Origin of the sequence: Bacillus sp. BK450 (assembly GCF_004364885.1) — a bacterium.
In the GTDB taxonomy this organism is placed as follows: domain Bacteria; phylum Bacillota; class Bacilli; order Bacillales; family Bacillaceae; genus Bacillus; species Bacillus safensis.
The window spans coordinates 174,190-193,328 of the sequence record NZ_SOBQ01000002.1 but is presented as its reverse complement, the minus strand read 5'-3'; the positions used below and the strand labels follow the sequence as shown (position 1 = coordinate 193,328).

At 40.3% G+C, this 19,139-nt stretch carries 20 protein-coding genes, 1 pseudogene and 1 riboswitch; of the genes and pseudogenes, 16 read left to right on the top strand and 5 right to left on the bottom strand.

The window, feature by feature from the left end:
- Positions 1–40: 40 nt before the first annotated feature.
- From EV579_RS06045 to pbuX, 5 genes are all read left to right on the top strand, one after another.
- Positions 41–238: a hypothetical protein gene (locus tag EV579_RS06045; protein WP_024422762.1), complete on the top strand. Its 198-nt coding sequence runs from the start codon at positions 41–43 to the stop codon at positions 236–238.
- A gap of 75 nt (positions 239–313) precedes the next feature.
- Complete coding sequence (locus tag EV579_RS06040; protein WP_024422761.1) at positions 314–2,251, top strand: ATP-dependent DNA helicase; 1,938 nt, start codon at positions 314–316, stop codon at positions 2,249–2,251.
- A 125-nt stretch (positions 2,252–2,376) separates the two neighbouring features.
- Positions 2,377–3,882: a carboxypeptidase M32 gene (locus EV579_RS06035; RefSeq protein ID WP_025093083.1), complete on the top strand. Its 1,506-nt coding sequence runs from the start codon at positions 2,377–2,379 to the stop codon at positions 3,880–3,882.
- A 136-nt stretch (positions 3,883–4,018) separates the two neighbouring features.
- Positions 4,019–4,118: riboswitch (purine riboswitch) on the top strand.
- 117 nt (positions 4,119–4,235) lie between these two features.
- Positions 4,236–4,820 (top strand): xanthine phosphoribosyltransferase, encoded by a 585-nt coding sequence (gene xpt, locus EV579_RS06030; RefSeq protein ID WP_024422759.1) that lies wholly within the window; start codon positions 4,236–4,238, stop codon positions 4,818–4,820.
- Positions 4,817–6,136, top strand: coding sequence for a xanthine permease PbuX (pbuX, locus tag EV579_RS06025; RefSeq protein ID WP_133744135.1), 1,320 nt, complete (start codon positions 4,817–4,819; stop codon positions 6,134–6,136). The genes xpt and pbuX overlap by 4 nt, the downstream gene beginning before the upstream one ends.
- A 192-nt stretch (positions 6,137–6,328) precedes the next feature.
- Here pbuX and EV579_RS06020 read toward each other — a convergent pair whose 3' ends face one another.
- Positions 6,329–7,183 carry a polysaccharide deacetylase family protein gene (locus EV579_RS06020; RefSeq protein WP_133744134.1) on the bottom strand — a complete coding sequence of 285 codons (855 nt, stop codon included), beginning with the start codon at positions 7,181–7,183 and terminating at the stop codon, positions 6,329–6,331.
- 266 nt (positions 7,184–7,449) lie between these two features.
- Here EV579_RS06020 and EV579_RS19060 point away from each other — a divergent pair.
- From EV579_RS19060 to EV579_RS05985, 7 genes and pseudogenes are all read left to right on the top strand, one after another.
- Positions 7,450–7,792 (top strand): annotated as a pseudogene (locus EV579_RS19060) (hypothetical protein); the annotation flags it as partial.
- A 371-nt stretch (positions 7,793–8,163) separates the two neighbouring features.
- Positions 8,164–9,264 carry a type III polyketide synthase gene (locus EV579_RS06010; protein WP_133744132.1) on the top strand — a complete coding sequence of 367 codons (1,101 nt, stop codon included), beginning with the start codon at positions 8,164–8,166 and terminating at the stop codon, positions 9,262–9,264.
- Positions 9,261–9,770: an isoprenylcysteine carboxyl methyltransferase family protein gene (locus tag EV579_RS06005; RefSeq protein ID WP_133744131.1), complete on the top strand. Its 510-nt coding sequence runs from the start codon at positions 9,261–9,263 to the stop codon at positions 9,768–9,770. The genes EV579_RS06010 and EV579_RS06005 overlap by 4 nt, the downstream gene beginning before the upstream one ends.
- Positions 9,771–9,834: 64 nt before the next feature.
- On the top strand, positions 9,835–9,942 hold the full coding sequence (gene fbpC, locus EV579_RS19260) for a Fur-regulated basic protein FbpC (RefSeq protein WP_306299200.1): 108 nt from the start codon (positions 9,835–9,837) through the stop codon (positions 9,940–9,942).
- A 133-nt stretch (positions 9,943–10,075) separates the two neighbouring features.
- Entirely contained in the window at positions 10,076–13,672 is a 3,597-nt protein-coding gene (gene dynA / locus EV579_RS05995) for a dynamin GTPase (RefSeq protein ID WP_133744130.1), read from the top strand.
- A gap of 41 nt (positions 13,673–13,713) precedes the next feature.
- Positions 13,714–13,977, top strand: a complete 264-nt coding sequence (locus EV579_RS05990; RefSeq protein WP_024422753.1) for a YpbS family protein — start codon at positions 13,714–13,716, stop codon at positions 13,975–13,977.
- A gap of 278 nt (positions 13,978–14,255) precedes the next feature.
- Entirely contained in the window at positions 14,256–15,143 is an 888-nt protein-coding gene (locus EV579_RS05985) for a 5'-3' exonuclease (protein ID WP_133744129.1), read from the top strand.
- Positions 15,144–15,337: 194 nt separating this feature from the next.
- Here EV579_RS05985 and EV579_RS05980 read toward each other — a convergent pair whose 3' ends face one another.
- Genes EV579_RS05980 through EV579_RS05970 form a run of 3 tightly spaced genes read right to left on the bottom strand, consistent with a single transcriptional unit; the run spans position 15,338 to position 16,592 of the window.
- Positions 15,338–15,463 carry a small, acid-soluble spore protein L gene (locus EV579_RS05980; protein WP_122631021.1) on the bottom strand — a complete coding sequence of 42 codons (126 nt, stop codon included), beginning with the start codon at positions 15,461–15,463 and terminating at the stop codon, positions 15,338–15,340.
- Between the two features lie 42 nt (positions 15,464–15,505).
- On the bottom strand, positions 15,506–15,901 hold the full coding sequence (locus EV579_RS05975) for a reverse transcriptase-like protein (protein ID WP_044333282.1): 396 nt from the start codon (positions 15,899–15,901) through the stop codon (positions 15,506–15,508).
- 1 nt (position 15,902) lies between these two features.
- The gene (locus EV579_RS05970; RefSeq protein ID WP_041085802.1) at positions 15,903–16,592 is read right to left on the bottom strand and encodes a queuosine precursor transporter; all 690 of its coding nucleotides are present in this window, start codon (positions 16,590–16,592) and stop codon (positions 15,903–15,905) included.
- Positions 16,593–16,686: 94 nt separating this feature from the next.
- Between EV579_RS05970 and EV579_RS05965 the strand changes: the two genes are divergently transcribed.
- The 3 genes from EV579_RS05965 (at position 16,687) to EV579_RS05955 (ending at position 17,897) form a co-directional block, all read left to right on the top strand.
- The gene (locus tag EV579_RS05965; RefSeq protein WP_073206013.1) at positions 16,687–17,358 is read left to right on the top strand and encodes a ribonuclease H family protein; all 672 of its coding nucleotides are present in this window, start codon (positions 16,687–16,689) and stop codon (positions 17,356–17,358) included.
- Position 17,359: 1 nt separating this feature from the next.
- Complete coding sequence (locus EV579_RS05960; protein WP_024422748.1) at positions 17,360–17,542, top strand: zinc-finger domain-containing protein; 183 nt, start codon at positions 17,360–17,362, stop codon at positions 17,540–17,542.
- Positions 17,543–17,714: 172 nt separating this feature from the next.
- Positions 17,715–17,897 (top strand): hypothetical protein, encoded by a 183-nt coding sequence (locus EV579_RS05955; RefSeq protein WP_008346368.1) that lies wholly within the window; start codon positions 17,715–17,717, stop codon positions 17,895–17,897.
- Positions 17,898–17,948: 51 nt separating this feature from the next.
- Here the strand turns inward: EV579_RS05955 and cspD are convergent, their stop codons facing one another.
- Entirely contained in the window at positions 17,949–18,149 is a 201-nt protein-coding gene (cspD, locus tag EV579_RS05950) for a cold-shock protein CspD (protein WP_024422747.1), read from the bottom strand.
- A gap of 262 nt (positions 18,150–18,411) precedes the next feature.
- Between cspD and EV579_RS05945 the strand changes: the two genes are divergently transcribed.
- Positions 18,412–19,113, top strand: a complete 702-nt coding sequence (locus tag EV579_RS05945; protein WP_034280509.1) for an AIM24 family protein — start codon at positions 18,412–18,414, stop codon at positions 19,111–19,113.
- Positions 19,114–19,139 lie beyond the last annotated feature (26 nt).

Below are 19,139 nucleotides of genomic sequence, written 5' to 3'. Positions count from 1 at the left end.
GGAATAAACTGAACTTGATTTTAAAAAAAGAGGTGTCTTCATGATTCATTATGATCAAATTCAGTTAATCCAAAAAGCACTCGCTTCGACTGCTCAAGAAATTGAAGGGCATGAAGGTGGACAATCTGCTCAGCTTACGGCAGCCATTGAAGATTTGGCGCTGGCTCAGGCATACATAGAACGTTCTGAGCATGCATTTTTAATGAAGGAAAGCTATCAACATCGCCTGCGCTCATAAAAAAAGATTGTTTTTCCCCAGCGTAAATGGTACTATTGAATGTCTGAATGATTCAAAAGTTGGGGGTTGAAGCAGGTGACAGCATCTCGTTTGCCTTTTTCATTATCAAAAGAACACAATTTTTACGAAGAACTGGGCAACTGGATTGGTGATGTGTTTTATGACATTTTGCCAGAAAAGGGCTTTGATCTTCGAGATGAACAAATATTTATGGCTTTTCAACTAGAAAGAGCCTTTAAAGAAAAAAGTGTGATGTTTGCCGAAGCTGGGGTAGGCACAGGCAAAACCATCGTCTATCTATTATTTGCCGTCACATATGCAAGGTATACAGGGAAGCCTGCGATTATTGCATGTGCAGACGAAACGTTAATTGAACAGCTCGTTAAACAAGAAGGTGATATCTATAAAATTGCCAATCACCTTGATATTCAAATAGATGCGAGATTAAGTAAATCGCATGATCAATATTTATGCTTAAAAAAGCTGGAGAAAACGATGCAGCGTGAAGATGATGAAAAGTGGCTCGATATTTATGAATCACTGCCTTCATTTGTTCATGAATCACATGGCATGCAAACCTTTTATCCGTATGGCGATCGAAAAGAGTATCCAGAGTTATCAAATGATGAATGGTCACGAATTGGCTATGACTCGTTTCAGGACTGCCTGACGTGCGATATGCGTCATCGCTGCGGTCTGAATTTATCAAGAGATCATTACCGGAAAGCGACAGATCTCATCATCTGTTCACATGATTTTTACATGGAGCATGTGTGGACGAAGGAATCCCGGAAACGTGAGGGTCAGCTTCCGCTGCTTCCTGAGCATAGCTCCGTCGTATTTGATGAGGGACATCTTCTCGAGTTTGCCGCACAAAAAGCGTTAACGTACCGAGTGAAGCAATCAACGCTCGAAACATTTTTGGAACGTCTTTTGCAAAACGACATACGCGAAGAATTTGCAGAGCTTGTTGAAGATGCACTTGCAACAAACGATGAGTTCTTTTATCTCTTAAAAACGCATGCCAAAGAAGTCAAAGGCTCGCACCGGCTTGAAATTGGGCGTGTCGATGAGGTGAAGCGTTCTGCAAGTGAATTGTGTGACTTGCTTGAAAAAATCGGAGAAGCGCTCGTGTTTGAATCTGAGATGTATACGATCGATCAATACGAATTATCTGTTGTGGAAGAATACATTGAACAAATGGCGTATTCTTTATCGCTTTATCAAAAAAATGCCATTAGCTGGCTGGAAAAACAGGAATTAGATACAACATTTGTTGTGATGCCGAAGACGGTCGCAGAGGTACTTGGCGAAAAAGTATTCTCGCAAAAAAGACCATATATTTTCTCTTCCGCTACATTGTCTGAGAATCAATCCTTTGATTATTTAGCTGAAAGTCTTGGGATTAAAGATTACTTATCAATGAGTGTCGCTTCGCCGTATGATTACGATGAACAAATGAAGATTTATTTCCATGGAATTCAGCAGCTCGCTGAGCAAGAGGCAAAAGCACAGCAAGTGATGACTCAGCTGAAAGAAAATGGAGGACGATCTCTGATTCTCTTCCCTTCATTTGATGAACTTCATTTCTTTAGAAAACAACTTGAAGCAGCAAATGAATCACTTCCGTTTGACGTATATTTTGAGGGAGACGAGGAAATCAGCACGATAGTTCAAAAGTTCCAAGCTGATGAAACATCCGTGTTATGCTCAGTTCATCTGTGGGAAGGGCTTGATATTCCAGGTGAATCATTAACGAATGTGATCATCTGGGGACTTCCTTATCCGCCGCATGATCCAGTATTTGAAGCGAAACGGAATGAAGCAAAGGATGCACATGCTGAAGTTGACCTTCCGTATATGCTGCTTCGCTTACGCCAAGGGATCGGAAGACTGATCCGGACAAGCCAAGACGCAGGAAGCATTCATATTTACTTTGATCGTCAGGAAGATACTAAGCTTCAAAGTAAAATTGAATCCGTCCTGCCAGTGAAGCCCATCATCACATCTTAAATAGGTGAAAGCTTGCAAATGAGGAGGATACCACGGTGTATCCTCCTTTTTCATTGACAAAAGAACATTCATTGAAGTAGCCTTGAAACGTACATACATATTTTATTGATTGGGGGAACAAACGCATGAGTCTTGAAGCAACTGAGAAAGCGTTTTATCAATTACTAGGGAAAATCGCCCATTATACAGAGGCGCTCCATTTACTTTATTGGGACTCTAGAACACAAGCACCTAAAAAAAGTGCGGATTTTAGAGCTGAAACGATCGGTCAATTATCAAGTGATATTTTTAATATGAAGACTTCTGATGAAATGAGAGATCTTCTTCTCGCATTAAACAAACATCGAGATGAGCTGTCAAAAGATACACAGAAGGCGCTCGAATTATCACAAAAAGAGTATGATGAAAACAGTAAAATTCCGAAAGAAGAATTTAAAGAATACTCGATTTTGCAATCAAAAGCGGAGCATGTATGGGTAGAAGCAAGGGAGAAATCAGACTTTTCACTCTTTGCACCATACTTAAAACAGCTTATTGACTTTAACAAGCGTTTCATCCAATATTGGGGCGTGAAAAAAACGCCTTATGATGTGCTGCTCAATAACTATGAGCCAGATATGACGGTTGAACAGCTTGATCAAAAATTTGGTGCACTTCGTGACGCTATTGTTCCTCTTGTGAAAAAAATCGAAGCCTCACCTAATAAGCCGGATACTTCATTTTTATCGAAAAGCTTCCCAATCGATAAACAAAAGGAATTGAGTCTCTTTTTCTTAAAAGAATTAGGATATGATTTTGACGCAGGCCGCCTTGATACAACAGTCCATCCATTTGCTGTAACGTTAAGCAGAGGTGACGTACGTGTGACGACCCGTTATGATGAGCATGATTTTCGAATGGCGATCTTTGGCACAATTCATGAATGTGGTCATGCGATCTATGAGCAAAACATTGATGAAGCACTGAGCGGAACACTTTTATGTGATGGGACTTCGATGGGTATCCATGAATCACAGTCACTTTTCTTTGAAAACTTTATCGGCAGACACGAAGATTTCTGGAAAACGTATTATCAAAAGCTGCAAGAAGCTTCACCTGAGCAATTTAAAGATGTTTCTTTAGAAGACTTTGTGCATGCAGTGAATGAATCGAAGCCGACTTACATTCGAATTGAAGCCGATGAACTGACATATCCGCTTCACATTATCATCCGCTATGAAATTGAGAAAGCGATTTTCAATGAAGAAGTAGCAGTTGAAGATCTGCCTGCACTTTGGAATGAAAAATATCAAGCGTATCTTGGTATTACGCCTCCTAATGATGCACTCGGTATCTTGCAGGATGTTCACTGGTCTGATGGAAGCTTTGGCTATTTCCCTTCATATGCCCTTGGTTATATGTATGCAGCGCAATTAAAGCAGCAAATGATCAAAGATTTACCAAATTTTGATGAGCTCATTCAAACTGGGTCTTTTGCACCGATAAAAGAATGGCTGACGGAACATGTTCACCAGCATGGAAAACGGAAAAAGCCATCTGAAATCATTCAAGATGCAACAGGCGAAGAATTAAATGTTCAATATTTAATCGACTACTTAACGGATAAATATACGAAATTGTATTTATCATAAAAGAAGGGCACCCTTTCATGAGAGGGGTGCTTTTTTGATGCTTGAATATTCTAAAAACGAACATTTTGTTCTGATCTATTATTTAAGTTCGGTATTTTTCTAGAAAAGTGCTTTCCAAGTGTCTGAAATCTTGTTATAATTTGAACACTATAACACTCATATAATCGCGTGATGATGGCACGCAAGTTTCTACCGGACACCGATACGATCCGACTATGAGTGAGCAAAATGAAACAGCTCTTGTTTGAGCTGAAGATCCGTTGATCGTTTTCGCATTGCTTGCTCCTCATGGACAGCAATGCTTTTTTTATGCAAAAAATCGAATGTTTGCCAAAATGCTAGGGGGAAGAATGATGGAATTGTTACGTCAAAAAATTGAGAACGAAGGAATCGTTCTGTCAAATCAAGTATTAAAGGTAGATGCTTTTTTAAATCATCAAATTGATCCTGTGTTAATGCATGAGATCGGGCAAGAGTTTGCTAGATTATTTAAGCATGATGGCATTACAAAAATCATCACAATCGAATCTTCAGGCATCGCACCTGCTGTGATGGCTGGGCTTGCTCTTCAAGTCCCTGTTGTGTTTGCAAGAAAACGTCAATCACTCACATTAACGGATAACCTATTAACAGCCAGTGTGTACTCTTTTACGAAAAAAGTAGAAAGCACGATTGCTGTCTCAAATACGCATCTTAGTGAAAATGATTGTGTGTTAATCATCGATGACTTTTTAGCGAATGGTGAAGCTGCGAAAGGACTTGCTGCGATTGCAAAGCAGGCGAAGGCAAAAGTAGCCGGATTTGGCATTGTCATTGAAAAATCATTCCAGCCTGGAAGAAATGCGCTTGTGCAAATGGGCTACCGCGTTGAGTCGCTCGCACGTATTGAATCACTTGAGGAAGGGAAAGTCACGTTTGTACGGGAGGTACAATCATGAGTGCCGCTAAAAAAGTCAAAACGCTCTCACTGGGTATTCAGCATGTGCTGGCGATGTATGCCGGTGCTGTTCTTGTGCCGCTCATTGTTGGAGATGCGCTCGGGCTCACGCCTGCACAGCTGACTTACTTAATCTCGGCGGATATTTTCATGTGCGGGGCTGCCACATTGCTTCAAGTATGGAAAAACCGCTTCTTTGGGATCGGTCTGCCTGTTGTATTAGGCTGTACATTTACTGCGGTTTCGCCTATGATTGCGATTGGCTCTAAGTATGGAATTTCGTCTATCTATGGAAGTATTATCGCTTCAGGTTGTATTATCATTCTTCTTTCATTTTTCTTTGGAAAGCTTGTGAAATTTTTCCCGCCTGTTGTCACAGGTTCTGTCGTCACCATTATTGGTATCACCCTCATTCCAGTAGCGATGAACAATATGGCAGGAGGAGAAGGAAGTGCAGACTATGGTTCTTTTGAAAATCTAGGACTCGCTTTCCTTGTACTGTTTATCATTGTACTGCTCTATCGATTCACGAAAGGATTTATGAAGGCGATCGCCATTTTAATCGGTATTCTTCTTGGGACAGCTGTTGCTGCGTTTATGGGGAAAGTGGAAACAGCTGAGGTGGCAAACGCTCAGGTTTTCCGTATGATTGAGCCATTTTATTTTGGGATGCCGACCTTTGAATTTGCACCAATCATGACCATGACGTTAGTTGCGATTGTGTCATTAGTTGAATCAACAGGCGTTTATTTCGCATTAGGTGATTTAACAAACCGGTCATTAAAAGAGAAGGATTTGGCTAAAGGCTATCGGGCAGAGGGGATTGCTGTGTTATTAGGCGGAATCTTCAATGCTTTTCCGTACACAGCCTACTCGCAAAACGTTGGATTGATCCAATTAACAGGCGTCAAGAAAAACCAAGTCATTGTCGTAACAGGGGCATTGCTCATGTTATTTGGTCTTTTTCCTAAAATCGCTGCCTTTACGACGATTATTCCAAAGTCAGTTCTTGGCGGTGCAATGGTTGCCATGTTTGGTATGGTCATCGCATACGGTATTAAAATGCTCTCGCGCGTGGACTTTGCAAAGCAGGAGAACTTGCTCATTGTCGCTTGCTCCGTGGGAATCGGCTTAGGTGTTACCGTCGTACCGCAAATGTTTGAGCATCTGCCAGAATCGATTAAATTATTAACAAGTAACGGCATTGTGGCCGGAAGCTTTACCGCAATTTTGCTTCATATTATTTATCACATGATTCCATTTAAAAAAGAAACAGAGCAGGAGCTTATGGAGGAGCCTAAGCAATCTGTTATGTAAACCCCTCTCTTGGAGAGGGGTTCAGATGATGGACAAAGAGCTAAAATAACCTTTTATTTTAACTCTTTGTCTTCTTTTTAGCTTGATAAAAAACCTTTGAAGTCCTAGGATCCTAGGAAGGAGCGTGTGAGGGTTTGTCTACAAGCTGAAAGCCCGCATCTTTTGGATACGGGCTTTTTGTGATTAGCACTATTAATGTTGTACCGGCGGCATTGTTTCGTTAATGACTGCAAATGTATAGCCCCTTGCTTTTAGCTGTATAATCAGGCTATCTAAATAGTTTGTGGTAGAGGGTTGATCATGCATTAAAATAACCTTTGGTTCCCATGGTTTATTTTTCTCAAACATTTGCAATTGATTCAATACCTCTGGAACATATTGTGAGTTTTTATATCTCCAGTCAAGGCTATCAATCGTCCAGTCCCAGTAAATAAAGCCATTTTGGTTTAAACGTACTTTTTGATGATATGTTAAATTTGGAACACTGCCAAAGGGGGTTCTTACAATACGGCTGTAGACGCCAGTAACAGAGGCAAGAATACGCTGAGCTTCTCTCATTTCATTTGCGGGAGACTCGCTGTTCTGATAAAAGAGGTTTATATCATGCGTCATGCCATGAAGACCTAATTGATGTCCTTCTTGATAAAGTCTTTTCACAGTTGATTGGTGTGCTTGGATTTGCGGTCCAAGCATGAAGAACGTCGCCTTCACGTGATGTGCTTTTAATACATTTAACAGCTGATTTGATGTAGCAGAAGGACCATCATCAAATGTTAAAAAGACCGTTTTATTCGTTGCCTGTTGGTTTGGATTGGTCTTAAAATGTGTATCCAATGTTCTTGTAGACTGATCTTTTGCTTTCAGACTGATGCTTGTGTCACGGAAGTCACTGCTGGCAACATTTTTTGCTTGCCCATTTGTCGCCTGCAAATGGGGTTTAGACATATCCCAGATAAAAAAGAGAAACAGTGTAAGAAGCACTAAACCAATTACCTTTGAGAGAAGTATCGTGTTGTAGGGTGTCTTTTTTGGGGAAACCTTTTTCATTACAATCACTCCAGTCAATTAAATTTAGAGCCGAACCATGTTGTAGATCCTTTCTTTTTTCACTGTTTTTCTTGGTACTCATATTGATTAAGTATATAGTGGAAAAAATCCTTTTTATATGGTTGTTACTTTGTGTTGATCAGCAAAAAAAGTGATCCATTCATGTTTAAATAAAATCATTCTGAATAATGATCGAAACGTTAATATTTATACGCTAAGATAGCAGCAGATTTGACCATTAATTCAAAGCGAAAGGGAGATTCCTTATGAAAGTGTTGTATAATGACGATTTCATTGAAAAAAGGGTGCTCATGTGGAAAGTGGAGACAGAGGCGATTAATCTCAAAAATCATAGAGAAAAGTTCTTACCACTACAAAATAAAGAAGAAACAAAAGAAATCAAAGTCAGTACAACTGAATCAGAGCTAAGTTTTTATGGATCAAGGGATAAAACCTGTCAAGCCTTACATTCGTCCGAGAATAGTAGCAGATTATTTTAAAAAGAATGAATGCGTGTATGGACGCATATTGTGCCCATATCGGCAAATTCTCGCTTACCGTACAACAACTAGAGAAGGATTTAAACAATATGTGTCCGGTTCAGAGGTTTAAACTTGTTCTTTTCTAGATAACTGTACACAAAGTCAAAATCATACATGGAAAACACTATGTCCAGCGTAAACCCTTTATAATTAAAGTGAAAACCCCACTTTTATTTAAAGTAAAGGGGGGGTCTACGTTCTGAACACTTCTCTTTTAGAAGTGTTTTTTTGCATAAAAAAAGCAGGTTCGCTTGGCTTAGAACGAACCTGTGAAGGAGGAAAACTACATCATGTTTTCACCTATATTATCCAATATTTATCAATTGTCGTCAAGACAAAAAGTTAGCCGGAGGAAAATATTTTGACTGAATTGTGACGTTTTGGCATGTATATCCTTTTTTCGATAGGGGATATTAATCGAAAAAAGGGGTGAAGCCAATGGCGTACATTCTTTCTGTTGGAACGAGTCTGCCAAAACATCATGTGGATCAGAAAAAGGCGGCTGATTTTGCTAGATCCCAATTTAAACGATCGTTTAAAGATATCGACCGGCTGCTGAGAGCTTTTCAAAACGGAGAAATCGAGAGCAGACAGTTTGTGCAGCCAATTGAATGGTATCAGACGCACCACTCTTTTGAGGAGAAAAACAATCTCTATTTGGAAAAAGCATTGGCACATGCAAAAGAAGCGATCATACACTGTCTTCATGAGAAGGCGTTCCTGAAAAAGCCGATTCCGTTTGAAGAGATCGATGCATTGTTTTTTATTTCAAGCACCGGACTTTCGACACCAAGTCTTGATGCAAAACTGATGAATGTTCTTCCTTTTTCGCCTTATACGAAACGAGTACCGATCTGGGGATTAGGGTGCGGGGGCGGAGCGGCAGGGTTGTCCCGGGCTTACGAATACATAAGGGCATTTCCAGAAGCAAAGGTGCTGGTTGTCGCCTGTGAACTGTGCAGTTTAACTTTCCAGCCACAAGATCAATCAAAAAGCAATTTAATCGGGACCTCTTTGTTCGGAGACGGGACAGCCGCGGTACTCTTAACTGGAGAAAAAAGTGTATCGGAATATACCCATCTAAAAACAGTCCCTAAAGTGATTGGTACACAATCCGTCACAATGAAACAGTCTGAGGATGTGATGGGCTGGGAATTTACAAGTGACGGCTTTCGGGTTATTTTCTCCCGTGACATCCCTTCCATTATTTCAGGCTGGTTAAAGGAGCAAGTCGATCAATTTTTAGAGCAGCAAGGGTTTTCCGCAGAAGATCTATCGGTTTTTCTTGCTCATCCTGGAGGAAAAAAAGTGATTGACGCCTATATTGAAAGTCTATCCTTACAAGAGGATCAACTTTTTTCATCAAAAGAAGTACTTAAACAACACGGAAATATGTCCTCTGCCACAGTTTTGTATGTGATCAAACATTACCTTGAACGTCAATCCGCTGAAGCGGGAGATATGGGTATTTGCGGAGCGCTTGGTCCGGGCTTTTCCTCAGAGCTGTTGCTCATGAAATGGGAGGAGGCCTTATCATGATCATTTGGATCGTCACTGGTTTCTTCGTTTGTCAGCGGCTTATTGAAATGCTTGTGGCTAAAAGAAATGAAAAGAAAGTAAAAGCGATCGGTGCCATTGAATTTGGTGCAAGTCATTATCCTTATATGGTCGCTATGCATGCGGGCTTTTTTCTCTCACTTATGGTGGAGGTATGGGGGTTAAACAGGCCGCCGTCGCGCTATTTTCTTGTGTTTCTCGTTTTCCTGCTGGCCACACAGGTGATTCGATACTGGGCATTATGTTCTCTTGGGACGTATTGGAATACAAAGATTTTAGTTGTACCAAATGCGATGATGGTGAAAAAAGGACCTTATCGCTGGTTAAAGCATCCTAACTATGTAGTGGTGGCGATTGAGCTTATGCTGATCCCGCTTTTGTTTAATGCTTATTTTACCGCCATTTTGTTCACATGTTTAAATGCATGGATGATGGCTGTGAGAATTCAAACAGAAGAGAAAGCGCTCAATCAGTATTTGTTAAATTAGTATTGAAAATCATTATCAATTGTGATACACTTTCATTAATGATAAGCATTCTCAATCACGAAGGATGGACGGTGATCACATGACAATGGTTTTCTTACTCGGTACGGTCTGTGTATACAGCCTATTAATTGGCTTCGTATTAAAAGGTGTTTCTAAAAAATCTGCTTCCTGATCGCAGTCAATTGCGACTGATCGGGCAGCAGATTTTTTTTATTTCCTCAGATCAGAAGAAAAATCTCTTCATTTTGTGTAAAATGGTATCACATACATAACTGACTTTTCTAAAAACAAAGGGGTTTATCGTCATGGAAGACTTGTCTATTCGAGATTCGCTCGTTCAAACTACAGGTGTTTTATATCAAAGCCTTCTCAAAAGGGATGATCATGAACGCGCAGCCAAACTTGCATCGATTATCAAAAAGGAAGCAGAAGAAGAAGTGTATATCGCATTTACCGGCCACTATTCAGCTGGAAAGTCATCACTTGTGAATCATCTGCTTCATGATCACATCCTGCCAACGAGTCCAATTCCAACAAGTGCAAACTTGGTCGTCGTGAGGAAAGGGGAGAGTGAAGTAAAGCTTCACACCTCAGATGGCCGTTTTGCAAAAATGAGCGGTTCTTATGATAAAGAAGCAGTTCAGCGTTTTTGTAAGGATGGAGAACAGATTGAAATGGTGGAAATTAGCGGGGACTATAGAGGACTGGAAGAAAAGGTGGCAGTGATTGATACACCCGGAATTGATTCAACGGATCATGCTCACTTTTTATCTGCTGCGTCTATACTTCATCAAGCAGATGCTCTTTTTTATGTCGTTCATTACAACCATGTTCATTCGGAGGAAAACATTCGTTTCATTCGCTCCATTAAAGAGAAAGTGCCAAATCTTTATTTCATCGTAAATCAAGTCGATCGACATGATGAGCATGAGACAGCGTTTGAAGACTACAAAAATCAAGTAGTTGATATGCTTCAAAAAGAAGGCATTGAAGAAGAACACCTATACTTTACATCTGTAACCGATGAGGCGCATCCAAGAAACGAAATGATTCGTTTAATCGAGAAACTGCAAGAATTACAAACATTGCCGAAAGCATCGCTTCGAGCCTATACCGAGCAGAAAATAGAGCATGTTTTAAAAGAACATATTGACTCATTAAAAGAAGAGCTGAAGGAAGAGGATCTTGATTTACAGCTTCAAGAAAAAAGAAAAGAAGTGAAGGAACTTGAAGAGAAAAGCAGCTTCATTGAAAATGGAGCAAAACAGTTAGAAGATGAAGTGTCTTCTGAAGTCGAGAACATTTTAAAAAATGCAAATCTAACCCCATTTAAAATGAGGGAGCTCGCAAGTGATTATATTGAATCAAAAGCACCTGGCTTTAAGGTAGGTCTGCTGTTCGCGAAAAATAAAACCGAGCAGGAAAAAGAAAAGCGGGCGAACGAGTTCTTAGCAGATGTCAAAGCAAGAATGAAAGCAGAAGTAGACTGGCATATTGCTGAACTGCTCAAAAAAGAAGTCAAGAAGCATCAGCTTGGTGAAGAATTATTAAATCAAGTGATGGCGTTTGAAACGCCTGTAGAAGAATCACTGCTTGAAAACGTGATCCATCACGGTGCGACATTTTCAAATGAATACGTTTTGCAATATGCAAAAGATGCTGGTGAAGCACTGAAAAGACAGACGAAACAGAAAGCAATACCATTGATTGAACAAATGACCGAGATGCTGAAAACCCAGCTCCTGAATGAAAAGGGAAAGCAGCAAGATAAATGGTTCCAGGCAGCACAGGAGCTCCAAGCGCTGGAGCAATGCATGGAAAAAAATGATCAAATCAGAAAAGATATTGACCATGTATGGGATATATGGCAAAACGGAACAAATGAGCAGATCGAAGAAGATTGGTTTTATGTGAAAAAACACCGGATGCAGCATGACGAGCTAAATCAGAATCAAGCATCAACTCATACGGAAGAAAGCGAAAATGAAAATCAGCAGCAGATAAAGCTTGATCAAATGCGACAATCACAGCATATCCCGACAGCGCAGTCGATTGACCAGTTTGAGCAGCTTTCTCAAATTTTAATGCCATTAAACGCGCTTCAATCTCAAAGAAAGTCCTTTGAAAAACGAACAAAGCGGCTGCAAGCGAAGGAATTTACACTCGCCTTATTCGGTGCTTTTAGTTCGGGGAAATCTTCGTTTGCCAATGCCCTTGTTGGGAGAAAGGTGCTGCCATCATCTCCTACACCAACGACGGCCACGATCAATAAGCTGACCCGGCCGACAGAAGACCATCCGCATGAAAGTGTGAAAGTGGTGTTTAAAACCGAACAGGAAATATTAGAAGAGCTCGATCAAATTCTCGGTTATTCTATAACAGAAGAAAAGGGAGATACGTTTCAAGCGAAACTCGAGCGATCGCTGAAAAAAAGAGAGCTTGAACAGGATCACCGCATCATTGTTGACCATTTTTTAAACGCTCATGAAAAGTTCCGTGATTCGATTCAAAAACAAACGCCGCTCAATGTCACCCTTCAAGAATTAAAGCCATATGTGGCAGAAGAGGCTGTTTCTTGTGTGGTGAAGGAAGTGACGGTCTATTTAAGTACACCTTTAACAGATAAAGGCCTGACGATTGTTGATACACCAGGCGCCAGCAGTATGAATAAACGTCACACAGAGATTGCCTTTCAATATATGAAGGATGCTGATGCCCTTCTTTATTTAACTTACTACCAGCATTCTTTCTCAAAAGCAGACCGGTCATTTTTACGTAAACTCGGGCTTGTAAAAGATTCTTTTAGCATGGATAAAATGTTTTTTATTATCAATGCAGCTGACCTCGCAAAGGATCAAACAGAGCTTGAAACCGTCTTTGACTATGTGAAAAATGAGCTCACAAAAGAAGGCATCCGGCATCCAAACCTTCATCACGTATCCAGCAAGGAAGAGATCGAAGGAAAGGGACAGTCGCCTTATAACCAGTATGCACAGCTTAGAACACAGCTTGACTATTTTATTGAGGAAGAATTAACGAAAGATGCGATTGAGCTGCTGTATTTTGAAGCGAGTACATTATGTAGAACAGTCGACAAGCTGCATGAGACGCTGCATCAGTCGGAAGATGAAAAGCAAGCAGAAAAGAAAAAGATAAACACATCCTATGAAGCGATCGTTGATCAAATGAGCCATATTAAACGATCTAAGCTAGTGACAGAAAGTGTAAAAAAGGACTTGCACGAACAGCTTTACCACATTGTTCAGCGCTTGTCACTTTATGCAAATGATCTGTTAAAGACAGCCTTTTATCCTGGAATATCTCAAGGGGACTTCAGGCAGGAGTTGAAAAAAGCGCTTGAACAGGCGCTAAAGGATTATGAATTTGAATTTGTACAAGAGATAAAGGCGCTTGATATTCGAATGGAATCGTTTATCACTCAATACTTCAAAGAGGAGTGGGAGAAAGGATTACAGGCTGCGTGTGCAGAAGATCCTTACTTTTCTCTCCGTTTGTCGCCGCCAGATGAGAAAAATGCAGAGCTGAAACAAATTGAAGTGGAAGCGGACCTGACGCCGTTTGAGCCGCTCTTAAAGAAGCAAAAATCAGCGAAAGCTTTCTTTGAACAGAACGGAAAGGCAGCGTTTATTGAAGCGATTCGAGATGTCCTTTTCCAGTTAACGACGAAATGGGCAGATAAAGAAAAAGAAGAATTACAGAGCAGATACGATATGATGGTGAAGACCTTTACTGAAAGATATGAAACAGAAGCGCTCAAGCAGCTGAGTGAACAAAAACAAACATTTATCATGAGCTTGACGACAGATGCGAAAGAGCAAGCGATGATAGAACAAGTATACAAGCAAACAAATGAATGGAAGAACCAGTTGAAAACCATTTGATTCATGATAGACTATATAAAAAAGAAAGCAGTTGATAAAAAATGACGAGCGTACACGAAGAGATTTCCGCACATTCACAAAAACAGAATGCTCATATCAAGTCTTTTCTTGCGCTTGAGCAGAAAAGAGAGCAGGCAATAGAGACTGCTGTTTTGAAGTGTGAGCAAAACGAACCATTTACAACTGACGAGATCAATGAAATTACGTCGAAGATGAATGAGCTTGCACGAGGCGGAATTGTTCCGCTGCGTAAGCATGTCACGATTGATATGGTCAGGGAGTATGTCGAACGAAAACAGAAGTAAAGAGTAACTTTCTCTTTTTTGGTCATCTTAACAAGTGAACCGAGAAAGGGGAATGATGATGGAAAAAAAGCAGCATGCAAAAAAGCAGGATGAGCGTCACCCTAAACAAAAAGAGATGCCGTCCTACGCAGAAGCAGAATCGAAAAAAATGCAATACGGTCAAAAGTAATCCCCCGGGTGCCACTTCTTTTCCAAAAGAAGAAGGCGCCTTTTTTATGTCGAATTCGATGTTCTATGATAGAATAGGAGTATTGTTTTGAAAAAGGGAGTTTATAAGAATGAATAAACACGTACTGCTTGTTGATGGCATGGCGCTTCTTTTCAGATCGTTCTATGCAACGGCTGTCCATCGCAATTTTATGATAAATGATCACGGCGTCCCGACGAATGGAGTAAATGGTTATTTGAAGCATTTATTAACCGCTGTTCAGACATTTGAGCCAACTCATATTGTTTGCTGCTGGGATATGGGAAGCCAAACATACCGAAATGAATTGTTTCAAGATTATAAAGCAAATCGAGGAGATGCACCTGTCGAGCTCATTCCGCAATTCGATTTAGCAAAGGAAGCGACAGAAGAATTAGGAATTGTAAACGTTGGTTTAAAGGGCTTTGAGGCAGATGATTGTATCGGCACGCTGGCGGCACTCTATCAGAATGAAGCACGTGTGACTGTTCTAACTGGAGACAAAGATTTGCTTCAGATTTTGAATGAGCAAGTGACTGTTGCTCTAATGCAAAAAGGAATTGGGAACTATAAGCATTATACAAAAGCCTTATTTGAAGAGGAAATGGGCATCTCTCCAAAGGCGCTGATCGATATGAAAGCACTTATGGGGGATTCAAGTGATAATTACCCAGGCGTCAAAGGAATCGGAGAAAAAACAGCATTAAAATTTATTCAAACATATCAAACCATTGATGGGTTATTAGAAAATGTTCATGAACTAACGGCCGCACAGCAAAAGAAAATGCAAGCAGGATTAGAAGATTTGAAGCTCTCCCGTCTATTGGCAGAGATCAAATGTGATGTCCCGCTGAGCTGTCCAATTGATGAGACGAAAATGAACATCAATCAAGAACGAGCTGCTTCCATGCTGCGATACCATCAAATCAAAGGGATTGAACCGATGGTAAATCGGATAAGTAAAATAGAGATCAGCTAAGCCGATCTCTCAGCGTATAGACAAACCCTCGCATTCGCCCGCAGGTCTGCGCTCCGGTGCTCACGAATGTCAAATTCGCTCCGCTCCGGTACTCGTCCTTCCTAGGGCTGCAAAGGTTTTCTATCACGCTGAAAAGAAGACAAAGGGCTAAAATAAAAATCATTTTAGCCCTTCAGCTAAGCTGATCTCTAAGGTCATCTTTTTGTATTGCTTTTCTTCGCTCTATTTTCGAGCTCAGATAGTGGTTGTTTATCTTTTGTTTGCGCATCACCTTGAGGGGTTGTCCCATTTGTGACACGACCTTTATTTTCTTTATCCAATCAGTATCACCTCATACATTAGCATAACCGAAAAAAAGCGATTCATCCTTTAGAAAGGTGAATCGCTTTTCTAGCGAGCTGATCTGCTACTTGATTTTCCTTGCTTGGAATCCACTTAATGAAAAATAAATCAAACTGGCTTTGAAGCTCGATCATCTCTTTGATAAAATGCTGAAAGGCTGGATTTTTTGCAAATCCTGCATTGGCCGCACGGTCAACTACCTGTGAATCTGTTCGGAACGAAACGGAACGCAGTCCTTTTTTTACGCAGATTTTCATCCCTTCAATGAGAGCGGTAAATTCTGCTTCGTGATTGCTCATGGATCCGAGAGGAATAGAGAAAGATTCTGCCTTTCCATCATATTTAATGAAAATGCCGATGCCAGAAGGACCTGGATTTCCTGCGCTAGCACCATCAATGTATATTTCAGCTGGCAATTTATTTCACCCTTTCATCAAGCGGAACCATTCTTTTCGCTGCATACGCATATGGTGTCCCAATCGCGGCGACGATAAATTTAATCACATAAGTCGTGATGAAGATTTCGATCCATACATGAAATGGATAGGTGCCAAGAAAGGCAATGGTTGTGAAGATCAGTGTATCAAGCAGCTGGCTGATCATCGTACTTCCAGCGTTGCGCACCCAGAGCGCACCATCAGAAGGAAATATCCGGCGAATAAACGAATATACATAAACATCTAACATTTGACTGATGATATAAGCAGCAAGACTGCCAAGTGCGACCCTTGGCATAAAGCCAAATATGGTTTCCAGCGATGTTTGAGAAATGTCAGATGGAGCGGGATGGAAAAGTAAAGCCTCTTGCATGACAACGGTTAGCGTTAAAAGGGTGGCAAAGCCAATCCAGACAGCTTTTCTCGCTTCATTTTGTCCATATTTTTCATTCAATACGTCCGTTGCAAAGAATACACTGCCGTATAAAATGTTTCCAAGTGTTGCCGTTAAGCCAAACAATTCAACGGTTTTGACCACTTGTAAATTTGCAGCAACCGTCGCAAAGCCAATCCAGACGAAAAGGCCCATCTTGCCAAATCCTTTATAAAATAGAAGAACAATGATAAAATTAATGATTGCAAATAAGATCCAAATACCTTCATTAAACAAGTGACATGAACTTCCTTTCTCATTGTAAAATGTAACTTTTTGATTATAGCATAACGTATGTTTACCTTAAAAGCACGGGAAGGCGATGTGATCAATGAAATTAAGAGCACACTATACAATGAAAGTGAAATCGATTGGGTCCATTGCTTTTTTCCAAGAAGATTGGATGGAGCTAAAAGAGGCCTTGATTTTAGCCAAACATATCGATAAAAAAGAACCACAGTCCCTCCTATCATTTGAAGATGAAAAAGGGGCGATGTGGTCTATTAAAGAACTTGAAAAGCTAAATGAAGAACTAAAGCTTGAACCTGATCAGCTTCAGGTCTATTTTGATGCAAGTTTTCACAAAGAAACAGGCGACTCTGGTCTTGGGGTTGTCGTCTACTATAAGCTCGGAGAAGATGCTTATCGTTTGAGAAAAAATCAGCCCTTCAAAGGAACCACCAATAATGAAGCAGAGTATGCGGCTTTATTTGAGGCAGTCAAAGCATTAAAAGACCTTGGAGCAAGCAGAAATTCTGTCACGATTAGAGGCGATTCACTTGTTGTCATGAATCAATTAAAAGGAGAATGGCCTTGTTATGATGATATACATAACAAATGGCTCGACCGGATTGAATCGGCTTTAAAAGAGCTGAGGCTTACGCCAACCTATGAAGTCATCGATCGTAAACAAAATGCAGAAGCGGATCAGCTTGCAAGGCAGATGCTTGCAGACGTTCCAATTGAAAGTAAATTGAAATTAGAAGCAGACGGAGCTGAATAATGTGGATAAAAAAACAGCAGTACAAGAATTGACGGATCTCCAAGACACGTATTGTTCAGATTGTTTGATTAAGAAGCACTTCCGAAAGGAATATGGCAAAAAATACGCCCATTCCTTTTGTATTCAGCAATGCACAGTAGGAGAGAAAATAAAAGAATACGGACAGACACTGCTTAAAAAGTAAGCACCTGTGACCCGGTTTTCCCTGCTCAAACATCCGTTCATGAAAAAAACACGAAGAGAATGTGTGAAAAAAGAACATATTCTAAAAAATGAGCCGATATAACTATAGAAAGTTTTGGTTGAGTTACTTTTTGACTAAGTGACGGATAATAGAGGAAAAGGGGAAGGCCGGCATGGATAATAAGGATTTCGAAACGGTATTACATCGAACATTTCAAGAGGTATACAGCGATCTAGAGCAGCTAGTAGATGTAGCAAAGAAGGGAAGACCTTTTCTCGAAAAAGATATTTCTGAAATTGAACAACGACTGAAGCAAAATATTTTAGCCATTGAAATTCAGCTGAAAATCAAATAAGAGAGGCATAAGCCTCTCTTTATTTTGTCGTTTCATCATTGATTTAGTTGATTAAAGTTTTGTTACGTTTGCAGCTTGAGGTCCACGATTACCTTCAACGATTTCAAAAGAAACTTCTTGTCCTTCTTCTAAAGACTTGTAGCCGTCACCTTCGATAGCTGTGAAGTGAACGAATACATCGTCTCCGCCTTCAACTTCAATGAAGCCGAAACCTTTTTCATTATTGAACCATTTTACTTTACCGTTTTGCATATTGCTTTTTCCTCCTAGTACTGTAGCACACCTTTTGGCATACTAAAAAAAATTTTCATCACCTAACGGCTTTGCAGTTGTTAAATGATGGTTCCACTATACACCATCAAAAGTAAAGCGTCAAGCAGGCGAGCCAAATTTTGAGCAGAATGTTTGATTTTTTTGTTTTTTTGGTGAATAACAATGAAATATAGAACGTTCTTTTCGGAACCTCACGTGCAGCTTGTCCGTATATAAAAAAAATACAGAAAGAGGTGCAATCATGAATCGTTATACACTTGAAGAATTTGTTCAGAATACGCAGCAAGAAGATAAAGGAGAAGGGGTCTTCGAACTTGAAACACCAAGACTTTTAGAAATTAATTTGACTGACACGATTTGGGCAAAAACGGGTTCCATGGTTTCCTATCGAGGGAAAATCAAATTTGAACGTGAGGGTGTTTTTGAGCACGGCGTTTCAAAGATGTTCAAAAAAATGCTCTCAGGAGAAGGCACCTCACTCATGAAGGCGACAGGTGATGGGAAATTATATGTGGCAGATCAAGGTAAAAAAATCTCGATTCTTCGTTTGGCTCAAGGAGAATCCATTTTTGTGAATGGAAACGATCTGCTCGCGTTTGAACCATCTGTCCGCTGGGATATCAAATTGATGAAAAAAGTGTCTGGCATGCTTGCAGGTGGATTATTTAATGTCAAATTAGAAGGGCCAGGCTTAGTAGCAATCACAAGTCATTATGAGCCGCTGACACTCATTGTTCAGCCGGGTGACTCTGTTTATACAGATCCGAATGCGACTGTTGCGTGGTCAGGGGATTTAAAAACTGAATTTGTGACAGATGTTTCCTTTAAAACTTTTATTGGCAGGGGAAGCGGAGAGTCCATTCAAATGAAGTTTACCGGAAGCGGCTTTGTTGTCGTTCAGCCGTTTGAAGAAGTATACACAACAAATGGAAATCAAGGATGAAGAAAAGGTGTCCGTCAATGACGGAC

What these genes read in the sequence shown, in the direction of transcription:
- EV579_RS06045 (WP_024422762.1), top strand. Translation starts at nt 41, where the DNA reads ATGATTCATTATGATCAAATTCAGTTAATCCAAAAAGCACTCGCTTCG.
- EV579_RS05985 (WP_133744129.1), top strand. Translation starts at nt 14,256, where the DNA reads ATGAATAAACACGTACTGCTTGTTGATGGCATGGCGCTTCTTTTCAGA.
- fbpC (WP_306299200.1), top strand. Translation starts at nt 9,835, where the DNA reads ATGGACGGTGATCACATGACAATGGTTTTCTTACTCGGTACGGTCTGT.
- xpt (WP_024422759.1), top strand. Translation starts at nt 4,236, where the DNA reads ATGGAATTGTTACGTCAAAAAATTGAGAACGAAGGAATCGTTCTGTCA.
- EV579_RS05945 (WP_034280509.1), top strand. Translation starts at nt 18,412, where the DNA reads ATGAATCGTTATACACTTGAAGAATTTGTTCAGAATACGCAGCAAGAA.
- EV579_RS06020 (WP_133744134.1), bottom strand. Translation starts at nt 7,183, where the DNA reads ATGAAAAAGGTTTCCCCAAAAAAGACACCCTACAACACGATACTTCTC.
- pbuX (WP_133744135.1), top strand. Translation starts at nt 4,817, where the DNA reads ATGAGTGCCGCTAAAAAAGTCAAAACGCTCTCACTGGGTATTCAGCAT.
- EV579_RS05965 (WP_073206013.1), top strand. Translation starts at nt 16,687, where the DNA reads ATGAAATTAAGAGCACACTATACAATGAAAGTGAAATCGATTGGGTCC.
- EV579_RS06005 (WP_133744131.1), top strand. Translation starts at nt 9,261, where the DNA reads ATGATCATTTGGATCGTCACTGGTTTCTTCGTTTGTCAGCGGCTTATT.
- EV579_RS06010 (WP_133744132.1), top strand. Translation starts at nt 8,164, where the DNA reads ATGGCGTACATTCTTTCTGTTGGAACGAGTCTGCCAAAACATCATGTG.
- EV579_RS06035 (WP_025093083.1), top strand. Translation starts at nt 2,377, where the DNA reads ATGAGTCTTGAAGCAACTGAGAAAGCGTTTTATCAATTACTAGGGAAA.
- EV579_RS05990 (WP_024422753.1), top strand. Translation starts at nt 13,714, where the DNA reads ATGACGAGCGTACACGAAGAGATTTCCGCACATTCACAAAAACAGAAT.
- cspD (WP_024422747.1), bottom strand. Translation starts at nt 18,149, where the DNA reads ATGCAAAACGGTAAAGTAAAATGGTTCAATAATGAAAAAGGTTTCGGC.
- dynA (WP_133744130.1), top strand. Translation starts at nt 10,076, where the DNA reads ATGGAAGACTTGTCTATTCGAGATTCGCTCGTTCAAACTACAGGTGTT.
- EV579_RS05955 (WP_008346368.1), top strand. Translation starts at nt 17,715, where the DNA reads ATGGATAATAAGGATTTCGAAACGGTATTACATCGAACATTTCAAGAG.